14 protein-coding genes and 1 riboswitch are annotated in these 15792 nt (G+C 62.8%); of the genes, 9 read left to right on the top strand and 5 right to left on the bottom strand.

The features are described 5' to 3' along the window. The first annotated feature begins 102 nt into the window (after positions 1 to 102). Positions 103 to 1365 (top strand): DUF1479 domain-containing protein, encoded by a 1263-nt coding sequence (locus AB0I57_RS12325; protein ID WP_358336395.1) that lies wholly within the window; start codon positions 103 to 105, stop codon positions 1363 to 1365. Positions 1366 to 1427: 62 nt separating this feature from the next. On the opposite strand, the gene AB0I57_RS12330 is transcribed toward AB0I57_RS12325, so the two are convergent. Next, positions 1428 to 2051: a hypothetical protein gene (locus AB0I57_RS12330; RefSeq protein ID WP_358335007.1), complete on the bottom strand. Its 624-nt coding sequence runs from the start codon at positions 2049 to 2051 to the stop codon at positions 1428 to 1430. Between the two features lie 933 nt (positions 2052 to 2984). Next, positions 2985 to 3100, top strand: a riboswitch (SAM riboswitch). A gap of 49 nt (positions 3101 to 3149) precedes the next feature. Between AB0I57_RS12330 and AB0I57_RS12335 the strand changes: the two genes are divergently transcribed. Then, positions 3150 to 4445 (top strand): aminotransferase class V-fold PLP-dependent enzyme, encoded by a 1296-nt coding sequence (locus tag AB0I57_RS12335; protein WP_358335010.1) that lies wholly within the window; start codon positions 3150 to 3152, stop codon positions 4443 to 4445. 31 nt (positions 4446 to 4476) lie between these two features. Here AB0I57_RS12335 and AB0I57_RS12340 read toward each other — a convergent pair whose 3' ends face one another. Further along, positions 4477 to 5040 (bottom strand): flavin reductase family protein, encoded by a 564-nt coding sequence (locus AB0I57_RS12340; RefSeq protein WP_358335013.1) that lies wholly within the window; start codon positions 5038 to 5040, stop codon positions 4477 to 4479. A gap of 71 nt (positions 5041 to 5111) precedes the next feature. Next, positions 5112 to 5585 carry a YbaK/EbsC family protein gene (locus AB0I57_RS12345; protein WP_358335015.1) on the bottom strand — a complete coding sequence of 158 codons (474 nt, stop codon included), beginning with the start codon at positions 5583 to 5585 and terminating at the stop codon, positions 5112 to 5114. 348 nt (positions 5586 to 5933) lie between these two features. Between AB0I57_RS12345 and AB0I57_RS12350 the strand changes: the two genes are divergently transcribed. Then, entirely contained in the window at positions 5934 to 6512 is a 579-nt protein-coding gene (locus tag AB0I57_RS12350) for a TetR family transcriptional regulator (RefSeq protein WP_358336398.1), read from the top strand. 2 nt (positions 6513 to 6514) lie between these two features. Here AB0I57_RS12350 and AB0I57_RS12355 read toward each other — a convergent pair whose 3' ends face one another. Both AB0I57_RS12355 and AB0I57_RS12360 read right to left on the bottom strand, forming a co-directional pair. Beyond that, the gene (locus tag AB0I57_RS12355; protein WP_358335017.1) at positions 6515 to 7582 is read right to left on the bottom strand and encodes an alpha/beta fold hydrolase; all 1068 of its coding nucleotides are present in this window, start codon (positions 7580 to 7582) and stop codon (positions 6515 to 6517) included. A gap of 73 nt (positions 7583 to 7655) precedes the next feature. Then, positions 7656 to 9014, bottom strand: a complete 1359-nt coding sequence (locus AB0I57_RS12360; RefSeq protein ID WP_358335020.1) for a monooxygenase — start codon at positions 9012 to 9014, stop codon at positions 7656 to 7658. Positions 9015 to 9094: 80 nt separating this feature from the next. Here AB0I57_RS12360 and AB0I57_RS12365 point away from each other — a divergent pair, with 80 nt between their 5' ends. The 6 genes from AB0I57_RS12365 (at position 9095) to AB0I57_RS12390 (ending at position 15776) form a co-directional block, all read left to right on the top strand. Continuing rightward, the gene (locus AB0I57_RS12365) at positions 9095 to 9925 is read left to right on the top strand and encodes a crotonase/enoyl-CoA hydratase family protein (RefSeq protein ID WP_358335023.1); all 831 of its coding nucleotides are present in this window, start codon (positions 9095 to 9097) and stop codon (positions 9923 to 9925) included. Positions 9926 to 10031: 106 nt separating this feature from the next. After that, positions 10032 to 11771: an MDR family MFS transporter gene (locus AB0I57_RS12370; RefSeq protein WP_358335026.1), complete on the top strand. Its 1740-nt coding sequence runs from the start codon at positions 10032 to 10034 to the stop codon at positions 11769 to 11771. A 321-nt stretch (positions 11772 to 12092) separates the two neighbouring features. After that, positions 12093 to 12662 (top strand): hypothetical protein, encoded by a 570-nt coding sequence (locus tag AB0I57_RS12375; protein WP_358335029.1) that lies wholly within the window; start codon positions 12093 to 12095, stop codon positions 12660 to 12662. 785 nt (positions 12663 to 13447) lie between these two features. Further along, positions 13448 to 14296, top strand: coding sequence for a nitroreductase/quinone reductase family protein (locus tag AB0I57_RS12380; RefSeq protein WP_358335032.1), 849 nt, complete (start codon positions 13448 to 13450; stop codon positions 14294 to 14296). Between the two features lie 56 nt (positions 14297 to 14352). Beyond that, positions 14353 to 15168, top strand: coding sequence for a MerR family transcriptional regulator (locus AB0I57_RS12385; RefSeq protein WP_358335035.1), 816 nt, complete (start codon positions 14353 to 14355; stop codon positions 15166 to 15168). Further along, positions 15168 to 15776, top strand: coding sequence for a hypothetical protein (locus AB0I57_RS12390; protein WP_358335038.1), 609 nt, complete (start codon positions 15168 to 15170; stop codon positions 15774 to 15776). The genes AB0I57_RS12385 and AB0I57_RS12390 overlap by 1 nt, the downstream gene beginning before the upstream one ends. Positions 15777 to 15792: the final 16 nt, after the last annotated feature.

Genomic DNA, 15792 nt, shown 5'->3' on the forward strand with positions numbered 1-15792 from the left:
GTCTGCGTGCCATTGACTGCTTCGCCCTCTTTACAGGTGGTCCGCGTCTCTCTACCCTATATTTCGTAAAGGTTGTTTACTAAAAGGTGTGAGGGCGTGGACATGCACGTTGACGAGCGAATCGAACGGCTTGCCGAGGACGTTCCCGGCGCGATCCGTGATGCAAAGGAGGCTCTCCGTGCGCAGGTTGGCGATGTCGAGGGCGCATTCCGCCAGGTCGAGGCGTTCATAGAGGAGGAGATCGAAAACATCTGCGCCACCAAGGAGCGCGGTGAGGAAGTATGGCCGGTGGTCGACTACGACCGGCTCGCCACGAATGAGGTGACAGACTCACAGTTGCGTCAGATCCACCGCCGCGGATGTCTGGTAGTGCGCGGCCACTTCCCGGAGCAGATGGCCAGGGACTGGGACCGTCAACTGGTCGAGTACGTCGAGAACAATGACTTCGAAAGCAAGTACAGCGGTCCTGGCGACGACTTCTTCGGCACCCTGGCCGCCTCACGCCCGGAGATCTACCCGATCTACTGGTCCCGTCCACAGATGGAGGCGCGCCAGCACGAGAGGATGGCGACGGTACAGTCGTTCCTGAATCACCAGTGGAAGTTCGATTCGCAGGGTGTCAGATGGTTCGACCCCGACCAGGACAGCATGTACCCCGACCGGATTCGCCGTCGTCCCCCCGGAACAACGTCGAAGGGGCTTGGCGCCCACACTGATTCCGGAGCTCTCGAACGCTGGCTACTGCCCGCCTATCAGAGAGTCTTCCGGCACGTTTTCGACGGAGATTTCGCCAAGTACGACGCTTGGGACGCCGCCTACCGAACCGAGGTGAACGAGTACGCCGGCGGTACCACGATGTGCTCGGTCTTCCGTAGCTTCCAAGGGTGGACGGCGCTATCGGGCATGCGCAACGACCAGGGCGTGCTGTGTACCGTCCCGATTCCCGAGGCCATGGCGTACATCTTGCTGCGCGCGCTGCGAGACGACGTCCCCGACGACGAGCTGTGCGACGTCGTCCCACGCCGTGTGCTGCCCGTCAGCGACAAATGGCACCCTTTGCTGTTGCGGGGCCTGACCGTGATCCCGGACCTGCGGCCGGGAGATTCGGTCTGGTGGCATTGCGACCTCATCCACGCGGTGCAGTCGGTGGAAAATCAGCAGGGCTGGGGCAACGTCATGTACATCCCCGCCGCCCCGATGTGTGAGAAGAACGCTGACTACGCGCGCAAGGTCGCCCAGCGCTTTCTCAGCGGTGCATCCCCGGACGACTTCCCTGGCGAAGACTACGAAGTGGGCTGGACCGACAGGTTCGCCGAGAAGGATCTCAACCTCATCGGCCGCCGTGGCCTGGGCATCGACCGCTGACGCGGGCTCCCGTCAACCCTGAACTTCACGTGAAACTGTTCGGGTCGACCCCCTCGCTGTTTTCAGTTGACGATGTCGACAACGACGCGGGTAGGCCCGCTGAGCGTGAAAACGGTAAACGGGCGCTCGGAGCCGGTAGTCCCGATGAACGACTGCATGCGACCCTCTGACCAGCTGACCCCTTCCCGGACTTCGGTCACGACGGCCCCTGTGCCTGGAACAGGGGGAAATGACCTGACTCCAGAGTTGTCGTAGGGAAACGTGATTCGGTCGATGTAGATCTGCAGGATCCCGTCTCCTGCCACAGAGATGGGCCTATTGCTGTTGTCCTGCGCGGCACTGTCGACGTAGCGGGCATGCCAACCAGGCGTCCCGGTTCCGGCGAACTCGTAGACCACCCGGTCGAATCCTGCATGCCGTCCGACCCGGATGTCGGTCAGCGTCAGATCAGCCGACGCCGAGGCCGCCGATGATTGCGGGCCGGAGTCGGCGGGGAGTGTCACATTCGGATCCGATCCCTGCGATGATTGCGGGCCGGAGTTGATGGGCAGCATCACATTCGGACCCGATCCCTGCCTGCCTACCTCTTCTGGAGTCGGTTCGGTCGGTTCGGTCAGTTCGGTGGCGAGGGGACTCGCCGTGCCCTCGTCGGTGACGGTCGTGGTCGCCGCAGCCGATGTTGTCATGGTGCCCTGTGCTGGCTGGCGGTCGGCGCCCCCGCATCCTGTGGCAGTGAATACAACTGTTGCACAAAGGATTCCGGCAGTTATCGTGCTGAGTCGGATCTGCAAGGTGAACCTTCCATGATAGAAATTGTCGTTGCGCAACCAGCGCACACGACATCGGCGGAACGTCGATCGGGCGAACAAGAGACTGCGTTCAGACGTTCGTCACAGGCAAGACTGGGACAGCGCTGCTGAACGCACTCTGCGGCCTCTCGCATCGAGCGACTCGGGCACACTTCGCGTGTACGGCAAGCACCGAACAACCCCTCCCACCTTCCGTAACGAAACGGACCGGTCGGACGACTATCTCATGACCTGATCAATAAAACGAATCGGAGTATCGCCGTGAGATTGTCGTATGCTGTTGGTGCAATGCTCATCTCGACGATGGCAATGCTGATGACGGGGTGCGGCGGAGAGGGCACTTCAAATGGGCAAAGCCCTGAATCCACCCTGCCTCGGTCGACCGTGGCCGCCCCGGCTGTCACCAGCACGACCGCCGGTGTTCCTGTTTCCCCCGTGAGTCCGGCCGATGGCGGCCGCTCCGAAACAGCCAATGAACCCACCGCACCGCCGTTCGTTCCCGCCCCGGCCGACCCCGGCAGTCCCTAGGTCTGAGATTGCTCTTGCGATGGTGGGTTGAAACGGGCTCGAGCGCGCTCGCTTTACTCCTCGTGTCGAAGATGGTGCCCGAGACCACGGCGCGGCAGCTGGACTCCATGGACGAACTCGCCGGCGAGGACGGACAAACCACCCACCCATTCCACAATTCGGCTACCACTCCGGTGGACTGAGATCAGTTCCCCTTCTCAGGCGCCACTTTTCGATGACAACGAGGGTGGAAGCAAGGACTCGGCTTGACAGCGACGCATCGATCCTGCACTCTTTCAAACAGGTCACGAGTACCAGCGTCAAGCCCCGGCTTGCTGGTCGGCAACCCTCCACTGCGGCGGGGTGCTCCGGGTGACGACCGGGCTGAGGTCCAATACCGGATCCGGCAAGCGCGGACTCCTGGGGTATCGCCCCTCTGAAGAGTCCCTGAACGTGAGGGATGTCGTAATGGCTGGTGTATTGACCGCTGATGAATGTGCTGCTCCGCTGGCCCGGGTTTCGGGCTCCGACTTGCAAGTTCCGCTGGTTCAGGGTGGAAATCGTACCTACGTCAACTTCGACTACGCGGCCAGTGCGCCGGCTCTGTCGCAGGTTACCGACCGCGTCGCGGCCCTGCTGCCGACGTACTCGAGCGTGCACCGTGGTGCCGGTTACGCATCCCGAGTGTCAACCGCTTGCTACGAGAAGGCCCGCGAGTCGGTTTCCAGATTCGTTGGAGCGGGCGAAGATCAGGTAGTCGTGTTCACCCGGAACACCACGGACTCGCTGAACCTACTCGCCGGCTGTGTACCCGGTAGTACCGTCGTCCTCGACATTGAGCACCACGCGAATTTGCTGCCCTGGAAAAACTCTCGTGTAGTGCGTGCCGCCGACACTTTGGCCGAGACCGTCCAGCTGCTTGTTGCAGAACTCTGCTCGAGACCCACCGCACTGCTGGCCGTGACGGGGGCATCCAATGTTACCGGGGAGGTGCTGCCGATTGCCGCCCTCGCAGAGGTTGCACATCGTTGCGGTGCAAGGATTCTCGTCGATGCTGCACAACTCGCACCGCATCGGCGGATCGACATCGAGGCATGGGGTGTCGACTATCTGGTGTTTTCCGGTCACAAACTGTATGCCCCGTTCGGGGCCGGTGTGTTGGTGGGACGCCCGGACTGGCTCGACGCCGCCGAGCCCTACCTTGCAGGCGGTGGCGCGGTCCGCAACGTGACTGTCGATTCCACACTGTGGGCCCCTGCCCCGGCTCGACACGAGGCGGGAACACCCAACGTTCTCGGTGCGGCCGCCTTGGCCACCGCATGCGATGTGCTGTCGGATCTGGATTTCGATCGGGTTGCCGAGCACGAGTCCGCCCTTTCGGCACGAATCCGTGCCGGCCTCGGGTCCGTGGACGGCCTGGAATTTCTCCGGCTGTGGGCGGATGTACCCGATACGGTCGGTATCGTGACGTTCACGATTGACGGATTCGAACCGGGGGAGATCGCCGCATATCTGTCCGCGGAACACGGAATCGGAGTACGCGATGGACGCTTCTGTGCGCATCCGTTGCTGGAGCGACTCGGTCGGCCTACCGGTGCAGTTCGAGTGAGCCTGGGGCTTGGAAGCACTTCCGAGGACGTGGATCGACTTGTCCACGCCGTATGCACTCTCGTGGATGGCAAACGGGCCTGGATCTATGTGAAGGAGGAAGGACAGTGGAATCCGGTGCCGGAGACCCGATTTTCGCCGGATGCGCAGGTGTGATCGCACCGCCCGTTCGAGGAACAGCGTCTGTTCACAGCGGGGTTGGCCGGTAGTAGCGGCCCTCGTGGTAAAGCAGTGGCGCTGCGGCCGAGTCGTCGTCGGCGTCGGCATGAACCCGGGTGACGAGGCCGATCACCAGCGTGTGATCCCCGATGGGAATCAACTGGTCCACGGTGACCCGAAGCCAACTGGGAGTGCCATGGAGCACCGGTTCCCCGCTGTCGAGCCTCGCCCAGAGCGACTTGTCTGCGAAGCGTTGGTCGGCGCTACGCGCGAACCGCTGAGCGAGGTGCTGCTGGTGCTCGCCGAGTAGGTGGATCACCACAGAATCGGCGGAGTGCAGAGCCCCGATACTCGAGGAGGTATGTGAGATGTTGAACGACACCAACGGCGGATCAAGTGAAAGGGAGGCGAAAGAGGTGGCGGTGAAGCCGACCGGGCCAGACCCCGAGTCGAGAGTCACGATGGTGACTCCTGCAGGGTGACGGCGCATAGCGGCGCGATAGTCCACCGCACTGATACCTGGTGCGAGTTCGCGATCGCGGGGCAGAGTCGATCGGTGGACTGTATCGGCATTCTCGACTGGGTCGGACAAAGCACTCTCCGGGTCGGCCCGTGTATCGGTTCACGAGATCTGCAGTCAACTATAGAAGGCGGGCCGAGGACTCAGTCGACGTCGATCGCAATGCCCGCTGTGATGCGCACCAACTCCGAGAACGACGTGCGGAAGATGGTATTCGGTTGTCCTGCTGCCGCCCATAGTTCGGGGTACTTGGCCAGCAGTGCGTCGACGTAGGTGGGCAGATTCGTAGGATGTCCGAGCGGTGCGATTCCCCCGATCGGCTGGCCGGTTGCCATCTGCACCATGTCTGCTGGTGCCGGAGCCAGAGTTCCCTGCAGTCGCTTGCCGGTGTTCGCGAGATCGACCTTGTGGGCTCCCGACACGAGCAGCAGGATCGGATCGTCATCCAGCATGAAGACGAGAGACTTGGTGATGGCTCCGATCTCTACCCCCAGAGACTTCGCTGCCTCGGCGGCGGAGTGAGTGGACTCGCGTTGGGTCACGATCACCCCGTGATGTCCTCTCGCGATCAGGGTTTCGGCGACGTGCGCGGCGTGGGGATGCAAGGGGATCGGCATGAACCAAGGGTAGGGCGCTTCACCGGGGAGGACTCCAAGAAGCGTCATTCGATACGAGATCGGAACGGGGCGTATCCGATTCCAGCTCGAGACGCACCGAGCGGTGGAGCCCAGGAGTAATCGGGCCGGTGAGTGAGGAGAGCGTGAGGGCAAGGGGCGCGTGCCCCGATCGGGCGAGGGAGATTCGGTATCGGTCATGGTCATGCGGGCATTCTCAACCTATTGTCGATACCATGAGTATTCAATACTCTAGGTATCATGACTGATGATCGTCGGCCGGACAGTGGTCACGGTGCGGACAGCGGCCAGGTCGAATGGGCGCCGCGGCCGCGTCCCGGTCGTGATGTCGTGCGTCAACGACTACTCGATGCCGCGGCCGAAGAATTCGCCGAACGCGGGTTCAACGCGGCCAGGCTTACCGAGGTGGCGCGACGGGCGGGCTTTACGAAGGGTGCCGTCTACTCGAACTTCGAGTCGAAGCAGGATCTGTTCGCCGAACTCTTCGCGCAGCGTTCCCTCGAGCTGGCGGGCCGCGTCCTCTCCGAGATCGCTGGGATGAGTCCTTCCGACGCCGCGGGAAGAAGTGGAGAGGCGATCGCTTCGTCGATGGTCCGTGATCAGGGATGGGCGCTGTTGGTCCTCGAATTCGGCGTCCTCGCGGCTCGGGATCCACAAATTGCGCAGGCCTACCAGAGAGAGCGGCGACAGTTGCGGGGCCGGCTCATCGAATTGATTGGCGAGCGGGCCCGCGAGTGGGGCGTCGAAGACACGCTGGACGTCCGCACGACAGCTATTTCGCTGATGGCCCTGATCTCCGGCCTGGTGCTCGAGTATTCGGTCGATCCCGAGGAAGTGGATCAGCCGGCGATGGGCGCCGCGGTCACTGCACTGTTTGCGGGCGCCCTCGCCACGGCAGGGCCGGCTTGAATTCAGGCGGTCTTGGCGACGACCCCAGCGAGAAAACGGTCGATGTGCGCCCAGGTGGAATCCTTCGCCGCCGTACCCGCGACGAGTCCGAGATGACTGCCCGGCGCGGTTTCGAACTGCACTGACGGCGAACTCGCAAGCGCGTCCGTGGCACCGCGGACCGATGCGACTGGCGCGATTACATCCTCGGTTCCGCCGATCGCGAGAACCGGGACTCTCACGTCGGCGAGGCTTACTTCCCCGCTCCGGGTCTGGAAACTGCCTGTAGCAAGGGAATTCCCGAGGACCAATTGCGTGCAAACCTGATGGAAGAATCGTGCGGGATATCCCGGCATCTGGGCCATGAACCGCTCGATCGATTCCATGCGGGCGAGGGTCTCGGTATCGTGCAGGTTCTTCGCGATGAACCACGGTTTCGTCAGTTCACGCTGCAGCGCGGTCAAACGGTAGCCGACTTGCACCAACGGTGCGGGCAGACCGCCCATCGGCCCAGTAGCGATGGCGAGGGGGCGATCGCCTGTGAAACGGCCGACGGCACGTAGCGGTGCGAACAGCGACACAGCCTCATAGTCGATCGGCGTGCCGAGCGCCGTCACCGAACCGACGGGGAGGTCGTTTCGAGCGGCCACGGTGAGCAGCGATATCGTCCCGCCGAGGCTCCACCCGATCAGATCGACGGGTGCGCCGTGGTGCCGCCGCGACACGAGATCTACAGATGTGGGAATGATGTGGTCGATCCAGTCCTCGAATCCGAGGTCACGGTCGTCGTAGCCCATCGTGCCGTAGTCGACGACGTAGGTTGCCTTGCCAGTGCCGACCAGATGCCCGGCCAGGCTTTGGCCCGGTCGCAGATCGAAACAGTGAGCGGGCGCCGCCAACGGGGGCACGAGAAGAACGGGCCGATCACCGTCGGACTTGTCGAGGTCGAACCGATGCAGGGCTTGGTGGGGTGCCTCGTGAATGAGGGTGGACGGGGTCCGCTGGATCGGTGCGATTCCGGAGCCGAAGGACAGTCGCCAGGCGTTGCGGGTCAGAGTGTTCAGCGTCGGGCTCCAAGCGATGTCGAGCACGGTGTCCTTTCGTGACGGCGTAGACCCTCCAGGTATGTGTTACGAAAACATACAGCAAATCTGTTTACGGACCTCAGCGGGTGCGGGACCGAGAGGCCAGGAACACACGCAGCGCCGTCGCCGGTCGGAGCAACATTCCCGGACGGTCGAGAAGGTGGGTCACGCGTAGGAATGCCGATCCGACGGCGGGGTCGACGGATACGGCTCGATCGAGCCTGGATGCGTAGGCGTTGGCGAACCGGACCCGCACCGGCCGTCGGCCTGGAACGGCTGGGATTCGAAGGTCGTTGTCCACCGTGAGGTTCCAGGCGCCGTCGATGCATCGATTCGCCTTGCGCAGGAATTGCCGGGTGGGATTTGTAGTCGCCGAATGTAGGCAGTCACGAAGGATCGTCGCCTCCACCGCGGCGACGCTCATGCCCTGGCCGTAGATGGGATTGAAGGAGCAGATCGCGTCGGCGAACGGCACGTAGTTCGACGGTAGGTCGGCCGCCGAATAGTGACGGCGAATGGTGGTCGGAATCCGGTATCGGACTGCATCGCCCACGGGCTCCGCCGCGGCCAGCGCGTCATACATGTCCGGGGCGGGAAACGTCCGCACGAACTCGAGGAACCCGTCTTGGTCGAGTGGCGGCACGTCGATGCCGTATCCGGCGAGGGTGACGATCCAGGTGCCGTCCTCCTGTCTGCCCATGAATCCACTGCGAGGGCTCGACGGCCCTGGTCCGATCCCGATACCGGAATCGCCACCCAGTGCAGATGTATGGAGGCGGAAGTGCCGGGTTGCATAGGTGACATCGATGACCAATTTCTTCTCGGGGGGAGCTCTGAACCCCAACCTGCCGAGCCAGGCGATACTCTGCGAACTGCGACCGGTCGAGTCCACGACGAAATCTGCGGGTACGAACTCGGTTAGGGGACCACCGAGCCGATGCTGCACGTCCACTCCGCTTACCGCCTCGCCATCGCCGACGAGTCCGGTGACGTTTCTGTGGTCGAGTATCTGAACGTTCGGCAGATCCCGAACACGTTGCCGTACTTGCCACTCGACGAGTGGCCGACTCGCGAGGATGCCGGGCACTCCGCTGGTGCCGCGGGCCAACCGGTGCCCGTCGACCACCCAGCGAATATCGGCCAGTGCGTCTCCGGTGATGGCGCCGAGGCCGAGCAGTTCTTCGACGAAGCCGGGGAGAAGGTCCTCCATCGCCGCCCGCCCACTTGCAAGCAACGCGTGCACGTGTCTGGCCTGCGGTACGCACCTTCGGGCGGTGGCGGTTGGAGGCAGACTGTCGCGCTCGAGGACGAGAACGTTCCGGAACGTACTGCTGAGAGCGGCAGCGGCCAGAAGGCCTCCGATGCCGGCGCCGAGCACGATGGCGTTGCCGCCCAACGGTTTGGTGGCACCGCCGCCGAAGCGCTTCCGATATGCCATAGAGGCTGTCCGTTCGCAGACGGTCCAGATAGCTTGATCGTACTTCGCGGGGCCTGAAGGGTAGCGGTTACTCTCTCGTCATGACAGAACAGAAGACTTGGAATGCATTCACCGTCGAATTCAAGGATCACGTTGCGCAGGTAACGCTTGTCGGTCCCGGCAAGGGCAATGCAATGGGTCCGGACTTCTGGAGTGAACTCCCGGAAATCTTCAGCCAACTCGATGCCGACCCCGAGGTGCGTGCGGTCGTGCTCGCAGGAGAGGGCAAGCACTTCTCGATCGGTCTGGACCTGGCTGCCATGAGCGGCGACCTCGGTCCCGTCCTTGCCGGCAACGCCCAGGCCGGACCCCGCACGAAGTTCCACGGCACGATCAAGCGGATGCAAGCGGCGATCAGTGCGGTCGCCGACTGCCGCAAGCCCGTTGTCGCCGCCGTGCAGGGTTGGTGCATCGGTGGTGGTGTCGACCTGATCGCCGCTGCCGACATCCGATACGCCAGCGCCGACGCGAAGTTCAGCATCCGAGAGGTCAAGGTCGCGATCGTGGCCGATGTGGGCAGTTTCGCGCGCCTGCCCGCAATCATCGGTGACGGACACCTGCGGGAACTTGCCCTCACCGGCAAGGACATCGACGCCGCTCGTGCCGCCGAGATCGGACTCGTCAACGAGGTCTTCGACGATACAGATGCCGTGCTTGCTGCAGCGCACGCTACTGCGGCGGAAATTGCCGCGAACCCGCCTCTCGTGGTGCATGGGATCAAAGACGTCCTCGACCACTCTCGCTCGGCCGCAGTCGACGACAGCCTTCGTTACGTTGCCGCCTGGAACGCTGCGTTCTTGCCATCGCAGGACCTGACGGAGGCGATTACCGCCGTATTCGAGAAGCGCACCCCCGACTTCAAAGGCGAGTAGCTGCAAACTTACCGGAAGGTAAATCCCTGTTAAGCAGTTGCCACACCCCTTGATGCGCTTTCATACTTAGTGAAAACAATTAATCACTTAGTGTAACGAGGGAACAGTGTCGCATTCGGTTGAAGCGCCGGTGTCTTTCACGCACCGGCAAGTTCTCGTCATTCTCAGCGGTCTGATGCTCGGCATGTTTCTTGCTGCGCTCGATCAGACCATCGTGGCGACGGCGATCCGCACGATCGCTGACGATCTCAACGGATATTCGCTGCAGGCGTGGGCCACCACGGCCTACCTCATCACTGCAACGCTGGCGACACCGCTGTACGGCAAATTATCCGACCTCTACGGGCGCAAGCCGTTCTTCATGTTCGCGATCACGGTGTTCGTCATCGGCTCGGCCCTTTGCGCGTTCTCGACGTCGATGTACATGCTCGCGGCTTTTCGTGCGTTGCAGGGGCTCGGTGCGGGTGGCTTGTTCTCATTGGCGCTGACCATCATCGGCGACATCGTGTCCCCCCGTGAACGCGCAAGGTATCAGGGATACTTCCTTGCGGTATTCGGTACGTCCAGCGTCATCGGACCAGTTCTCGGCGGCGTGCTTGCCGGGCAGGACTCGATCCTCGGAATCACCGGTTGGCGCTGGGTGTTCCTGGTGAACGTACCGATCGGACTCTTCGCGGTGGCGGTGGTCTTCAAGGTTCTGAACCTCCCGAAACGTCCGGTCGAGGACCAGCGGATCGACTGGTGGGGCGCAATCGCGCTCGCGATCGGTGTGGTGCCGTTGCTCATCGTCGCCGAGCAGGGGCGTGAGTGGGGATGGGGCAGTCCGCAATCTTTGGTGTGCTACGTGATCGGCGTGATCGGGGTGTTGGCGTTCGTACTGGTCGAGGTGGCGATGAAGGACGCCGCGCTCATTCCGATGCGCTTCTTCCGTAACGGCACGTTCACGCTCGGAGTCATCATCAGCTTCGTCGTTGGTGCGGCTATGTTCGGAGGCCTCACCCTCCTTCCGCAGTACCTGCAGGTGGTGAAGGGCTCTAGCCCCACTGTCGCCGGATTCCAGATCCTGCCGATGGTCATCGCTCTCATGGCGGGATCGGTGATCAGCGGTCAGATGATTTCGCGGACGGGCCACTATCGGTGGTTCCCCATCATGGGAACGGCTCTGATAGTGCTCAGCAGTGTCCTGATGCACACAGTGGCCGCCGATACGCCGATGCCGATTCTCATGGTCTACATGTCGATTGTCGGTGTCGGTCTCGGGTTCTTGATGCAGCCGTTGACCCTCGCCATTCAGAATGCGCTTCCGTCAAGGGATATGGGAGTGTCCACCGGCGCGGCGACATTCTTCCGGCAGATCGGTGGAACTGCGGGCGTTGCGATTTTCCTGTCCGTCCTCTTCTCCAGGTTGACCCCGGATATCGGCGAGCGCGTGACCGCGGCGGCAGGTTCTCCCGAATTTCAGCAAGCGGTGGTCGCGGCCACGCAGAGCAACGACCCGGCAGTAGCCGGGCTGGCCCAGGGCATAATCAGCCCGGATCACTCCGCCGTGGGCGGTGTGCTCTCGGACAGTTCGGTGATCGGCAGGCTGAGCGACGTTTTGGCCTTGCCGTTCCGGCAGGGATTCGCCGACGCCGTCGGATACGTCTTTCTGGTGGTGTCGATCCTCGCGGCCGTCGCCTTCGTTCTGACCGTCGTGTGGAAAGAACAGCCACTCCGAACCGAGTCCGGTATCGAGTCTTCGTTCAACGCAATGTCGGAGGAAGATCAGGGAGAAGAACAGGGTGTTTCCCCAAGGGTCACCTCATCGCCCCGACATGCCGCTTCATCTCCCCGGCACAGAGCCTAGATACATGAGGGTTTTATGTCGGTAGGCCTTCCGGGAGCCGCGAGGCCGGAGGAAGGCGACCGGGCCTCGTTGAACTGGTCCTACGCCTTTTAGTCCCGGGGGCAGGTACTCATCACTTCGGCGATCTCCTTGTAGGAGAGTCCTTGGCGCCTGAGTTCAACTGCTCGGCGATGTTTTTCGGCCGCGCGAGCCAGGAAATCCTCTTCAGATACTCGATCTTTTCCAAATCGTCTGTTATCGTTTCGTGACCTCAATGTAAGGGGTACGTGATGTTCGTCCGCGCGTTTGTGTGCGAGCGGACATCTCGAGTGAAAGAGGATCATGAGAAATTCAGTTCGTATCGCCATGACCGCAGCCTGTGCTGCCCCGCTCGTCGCCGCTGTGTTCGCGGCACCGGCCGGCGCGCAGGAGACCGAGGCCGTCACCCTTTCGGCTGCGGTTGCAGGCAACGACTTCGCCGTCAGCATCACCAACGACACAGAGAACGAAATCAAGTGCCAGTGGAACGTGACCGAGGCTGACGCCGACAACATCCTGGTCCAGGTCGGACCCGGAGCCGTCCAGCCCGGCGGTCCCAGCGTCTACGACCCGGTCACCCTCGCCGAGGACGGCGACTACCTGGTCAACTGGTCCTGCTACCGCTTTGATTCCCCGGATCGGTGGGGTTCGGAAGGTGGGAATGTGACAGCCGCCCCGTTCGCCTTCACCGTCGGAGAACCGGAGCCCGAGCCGGACACCGGCAGCCTGGACAAGCTCGACGAGGTGGATCTGGGTAGCCTCGCCGATGTCGCCAAATTCTTGGGCTCGGTGGCCGAATTGGACCTTGGCGGCCTGAGCGGCAGCGTCGGCATTGCCACCGGCAGCATCGACTCCGGCTCTCTGGCCCCGTGATCGAGCAAGTCGTGTAAGACGACGAAGGCCCCGCCAACTCGGCGGGGCCTTCGATCTGGATGAGCTCAATTCGCGGACACCTCGGCTTCCCGGGCTTGCGTCGCTCGTCCGTACTCCTCAGAGGTCGTCTTCCGAAGCGAAACTCTCGGGTTGGCCATTGGTGCATCTGCGTCAACACAGCGGAACGCCGAACCGCGCCACGCGGCGCCACCCGTCGAACTCTTGGAGCAGGGCCACCTCCGCCTCAGACCTGGTAGCGAAAGTGTTTGCAGGCCAGTAGATCGCGTCGACGAAATGCTCCATGAACCGAAGGGCCGTTGTCGACAGCCCCTGTCGCCGTGGTGAAGTAGTTGCCTCAGCAGGCGTCGCGGAATCGTGGAGTCGCCCATTCCAGCCTCTGCGCAGATTGGCGCCCCGGCGCGCGTTCTCGCCTATGATTCGCTCGATGCGTTTGCGGCCTATTCGCTTACGCGGCGGCGAAACCCGAGCCACACCCGAGGCAACCCGTCCTTACTACGAGTAGCGTCCAGGCTTGCCGTTCGGGACCGTGCTAGGCTCGCCGCGTGACTGCCGGGTCGGCCATTGGCCAAGAGCGAGAAGAGTTCCCGGCCGCTGCGTGATCGCGCGGCGGGCCGCGAGCCTGTCTGTCTCGAGAACTCCCGCCCCCAAACATGCGGGTCGCTCACCTCCACTTTCTCTGTCTTCGCCTTCTGCTTTCGTGCTCTCGTACGGAGGCCAAGCTTGTCTGCCCCAGACTCTCGAATCCGAAGAGGAGAACATCCGCAATGACTGTGGAGACCACTACCGACCACCTCGTGGCAGAATTCCGGGCCACCGGCGGAAGAATGAGCGGGCCGCTGTCGAACGCCCGAACCTTGCTGCTCACCACGACCGATGTGCGCACCGGCGATTCGGTCACTACGCCTGTGTCCTACCTGCCCGACACCGGAAATCGCTTTCTGTTGATCGCTGTGCCGGACGAGGCAGGCACGCTGCCCGCCTGGTATGACGACCTGCGCGCCGAGCCCCAGGCAGGGCTCGAGACAGGTGTGTTCGACCTGCAGTCGCGTGCAGAAGTGCTCGTGGGCTCCGGCCGCGACGAGGTATTCAATCGGCTGATCGAAGCGAATGGACCCAAACTTTCGAGCGCCCAGGAGCGGTTCGGGGCGCCGCTGCCGGTGATCGCGCTCTACCCGGTGTCCGCTCGTCCGTCTGCGGGTAGTGGCTGGGGCAATGAGCTGAAAGTCATCCACGACGGCTTCCGCCGTGAACTGGCGCTCGTGCGCCGTGAGGTGGCCGGCGCAGGACCGCGTCTGGCCGCGCAGCTGAAGATCAACTGCCTGACGATGTGCGGCGGCCTGACTCACCACCACACCATGGAGGGCATCCACATGCTTCCCACCGTGGCGGAGAAGCATCCAGAGCTTGCGGCTGTTGTGGCCAGGTTGAGCCAAGAGCACGAGGCGATGGCAGCGTTGCTCGATGAACTGAAGCAACTTCTCGAAGACGAGAACGTTGACCCCACGGAGATCCTGCCGAAGGTCGAGCGGATCACGAGAGATGTCGAAGCCCACTTGGACTACGAGGAGGATCAACTGGTTCCGGTACTGAACGCACTGGCGCCGGGCGACTGAGGCGCGGGCAGCTGATCGGTTGACCTTGACGCTACGTCATGGTTGAGACTTGGCCCATGCGAATAGGTCAGCTCGCGCAGGTTGCCGGAACCACGACGAGGACGGTGCGTCACTACCACCGGCTCGGCCTGTTGAACGAGCCGCAACGTCGATCCAACGGCTACCGCGAGTACACCGTCAGCGATGCCGTCCGATTGATTCGAATCCGTTGGCTGGCGACCCGCGGGGTTCCTCTCGGGTCGGTCGCAGCCCTCCTGGCCGACGAAAGGTCGAGCGAAGACGATCGCGACGTGGTGGCGGATCTTCGGGCGTTGATCGCCACTATCGAGAAGGAACAGGCCGTACTCGCAAGCCGCCGAGCTGCGCTCACCGAGATGCTCGCCGAGGCGGAACGCGGCAACCCGATCTCGGCACTGCCGGCCGAGCTGGCAAGAGCCTTCGCCGACGCCATGGACAACGCGCCATCACGCGCGGTCGGTTCGGCTATACGGCATGACCGAGACCTTGCCGAGGCCCTCGCGATGTCGAGAAGCGCACCGGAGGCACTACTCGCCGGCTACAAGGCAACGATGGCCGATGAACTCCAGCGTGAGCGATATCTGACCCTGCTTGCTGAATGGTCACAGCTCGAAGGGTGCGACCTGGCGTCGGCGGAATCAAAGATCGGTGCACTCGCAGCCGAACTCCTCGAGTTCTTCGATCAGCAGCAGATGGCGATCATGGAGCCATCCGAGGAAGCGGCCGAGGTCGTCGGCGGCTTTGGCGGGGCATTTTCGCTCGAGGATCTGATCCCCGACCCCGCACAACGTGAAGTCGTTCTGCGGGTCCAGCGAGAATTGGTTGCCCGATCCTCGATTCCTGCGGGTATCTGATGATCATGCTCCGGGCGCTATGGCTGTGGATCCGTGGACGTCACGCCGGAATCGAACCGGCTGCGATCGTTCTGAGTGCGCACCGAGGAACACTCGTGATGCCGGCGGCGTTCGCTGTAGCCACGGTCGTCGAGATCGGGGTGCTGCATCTGCTCGTGCCGTGGATGTGGCTTCGGGTGAGCCTCGCGGTCGCATCGGTCTGGTCGCTGCTCGCACTACTTGGGTACCTGGCGATTCATCGCACCAACCCGCACTATCTGACCGACACGTCCCTCGTGCTCCGTCAATCCGGTGAAGTCGTAGCAATCGTCGATCGGACCGACATCGAGTCGATCACGCTCAGGCCCCGATTCACCGAGACCGCACCGACGATAAGGGGCGATCGTCTATGCCTCCCGAACGCCGACGGAACGAAGGTCGATCTGGCCCTTGCCCGTCCGGTCACCGCTCGACTTCCCGCACTCATGCCATCGCGAAGGATCACCGAGGAGGTCAGCCGCATCAGCTTGTATGTCGACGAACCGGTACGCGTGCTCGCAATGTTGGCTCGCCGTGACGATGAGCCCACCACGGCGATCGATACCTCGAGTCGTACGAAAGCAACGTAGCGTCGACTGAGTTGGT

This window comes from Rhodococcus sp. NPDC049939 (genome assembly GCF_040656415.1).
GTDB lineage: Bacteria > Actinomycetota > Actinomycetes > Mycobacteriales > Mycobacteriaceae > Rhodococcus_F.

Bases quoted from the DNA above. Each gene is read 5' to 3' on its own strand.
- AB0I57_RS12325 (WP_358336395.1), top strand. From the start codon at position 103: ATGCACGTTGACGAGCGAATCGAACGGCTTGCCGAGGACGTTCCCGGC.
- AB0I57_RS12330 (WP_358335007.1), bottom strand. From the start codon at position 2,051: ATGACAACATCGGCTGCGGCGACCACGACCGTCACCGACGAGGGCACG.
- AB0I57_RS12335 (WP_358335010.1), top strand. From the start codon at position 3,150: ATGGCTGGTGTATTGACCGCTGATGAATGTGCTGCTCCGCTGGCCCGG.
- AB0I57_RS12345 (WP_358335015.1), bottom strand. From the start codon at position 5,585: ATGCCGATCCCCTTGCATCCCCACGCCGCGCACGTCGCCGAAACCCTG.
- AB0I57_RS12360 (WP_358335020.1), bottom strand. From the start codon at position 9,014: ATGGCATATCGGAAGCGCTTCGGCGGCGGTGCCACCAAACCGTTGGGC.
- AB0I57_RS12365 (WP_358335023.1), top strand. From the start codon at position 9,095: ATGACAGAACAGAAGACTTGGAATGCATTCACCGTCGAATTCAAGGAT.
- AB0I57_RS12375 (WP_358335029.1), top strand. From the start codon at position 12,093: ATGAGAAATTCAGTTCGTATCGCCATGACCGCAGCCTGTGCTGCCCCG.
- AB0I57_RS12380 (WP_358335032.1), top strand. From the start codon at position 13,448: ATGACTGTGGAGACCACTACCGACCACCTCGTGGCAGAATTCCGGGCC.
- AB0I57_RS12385 (WP_358335035.1), top strand. From the start codon at position 14,353: ATGCGAATAGGTCAGCTCGCGCAGGTTGCCGGAACCACGACGAGGACG.
- AB0I57_RS12390 (WP_358335038.1), top strand. From the start codon at position 15,168: ATGATCATGCTCCGGGCGCTATGGCTGTGGATCCGTGGACGTCACGCC.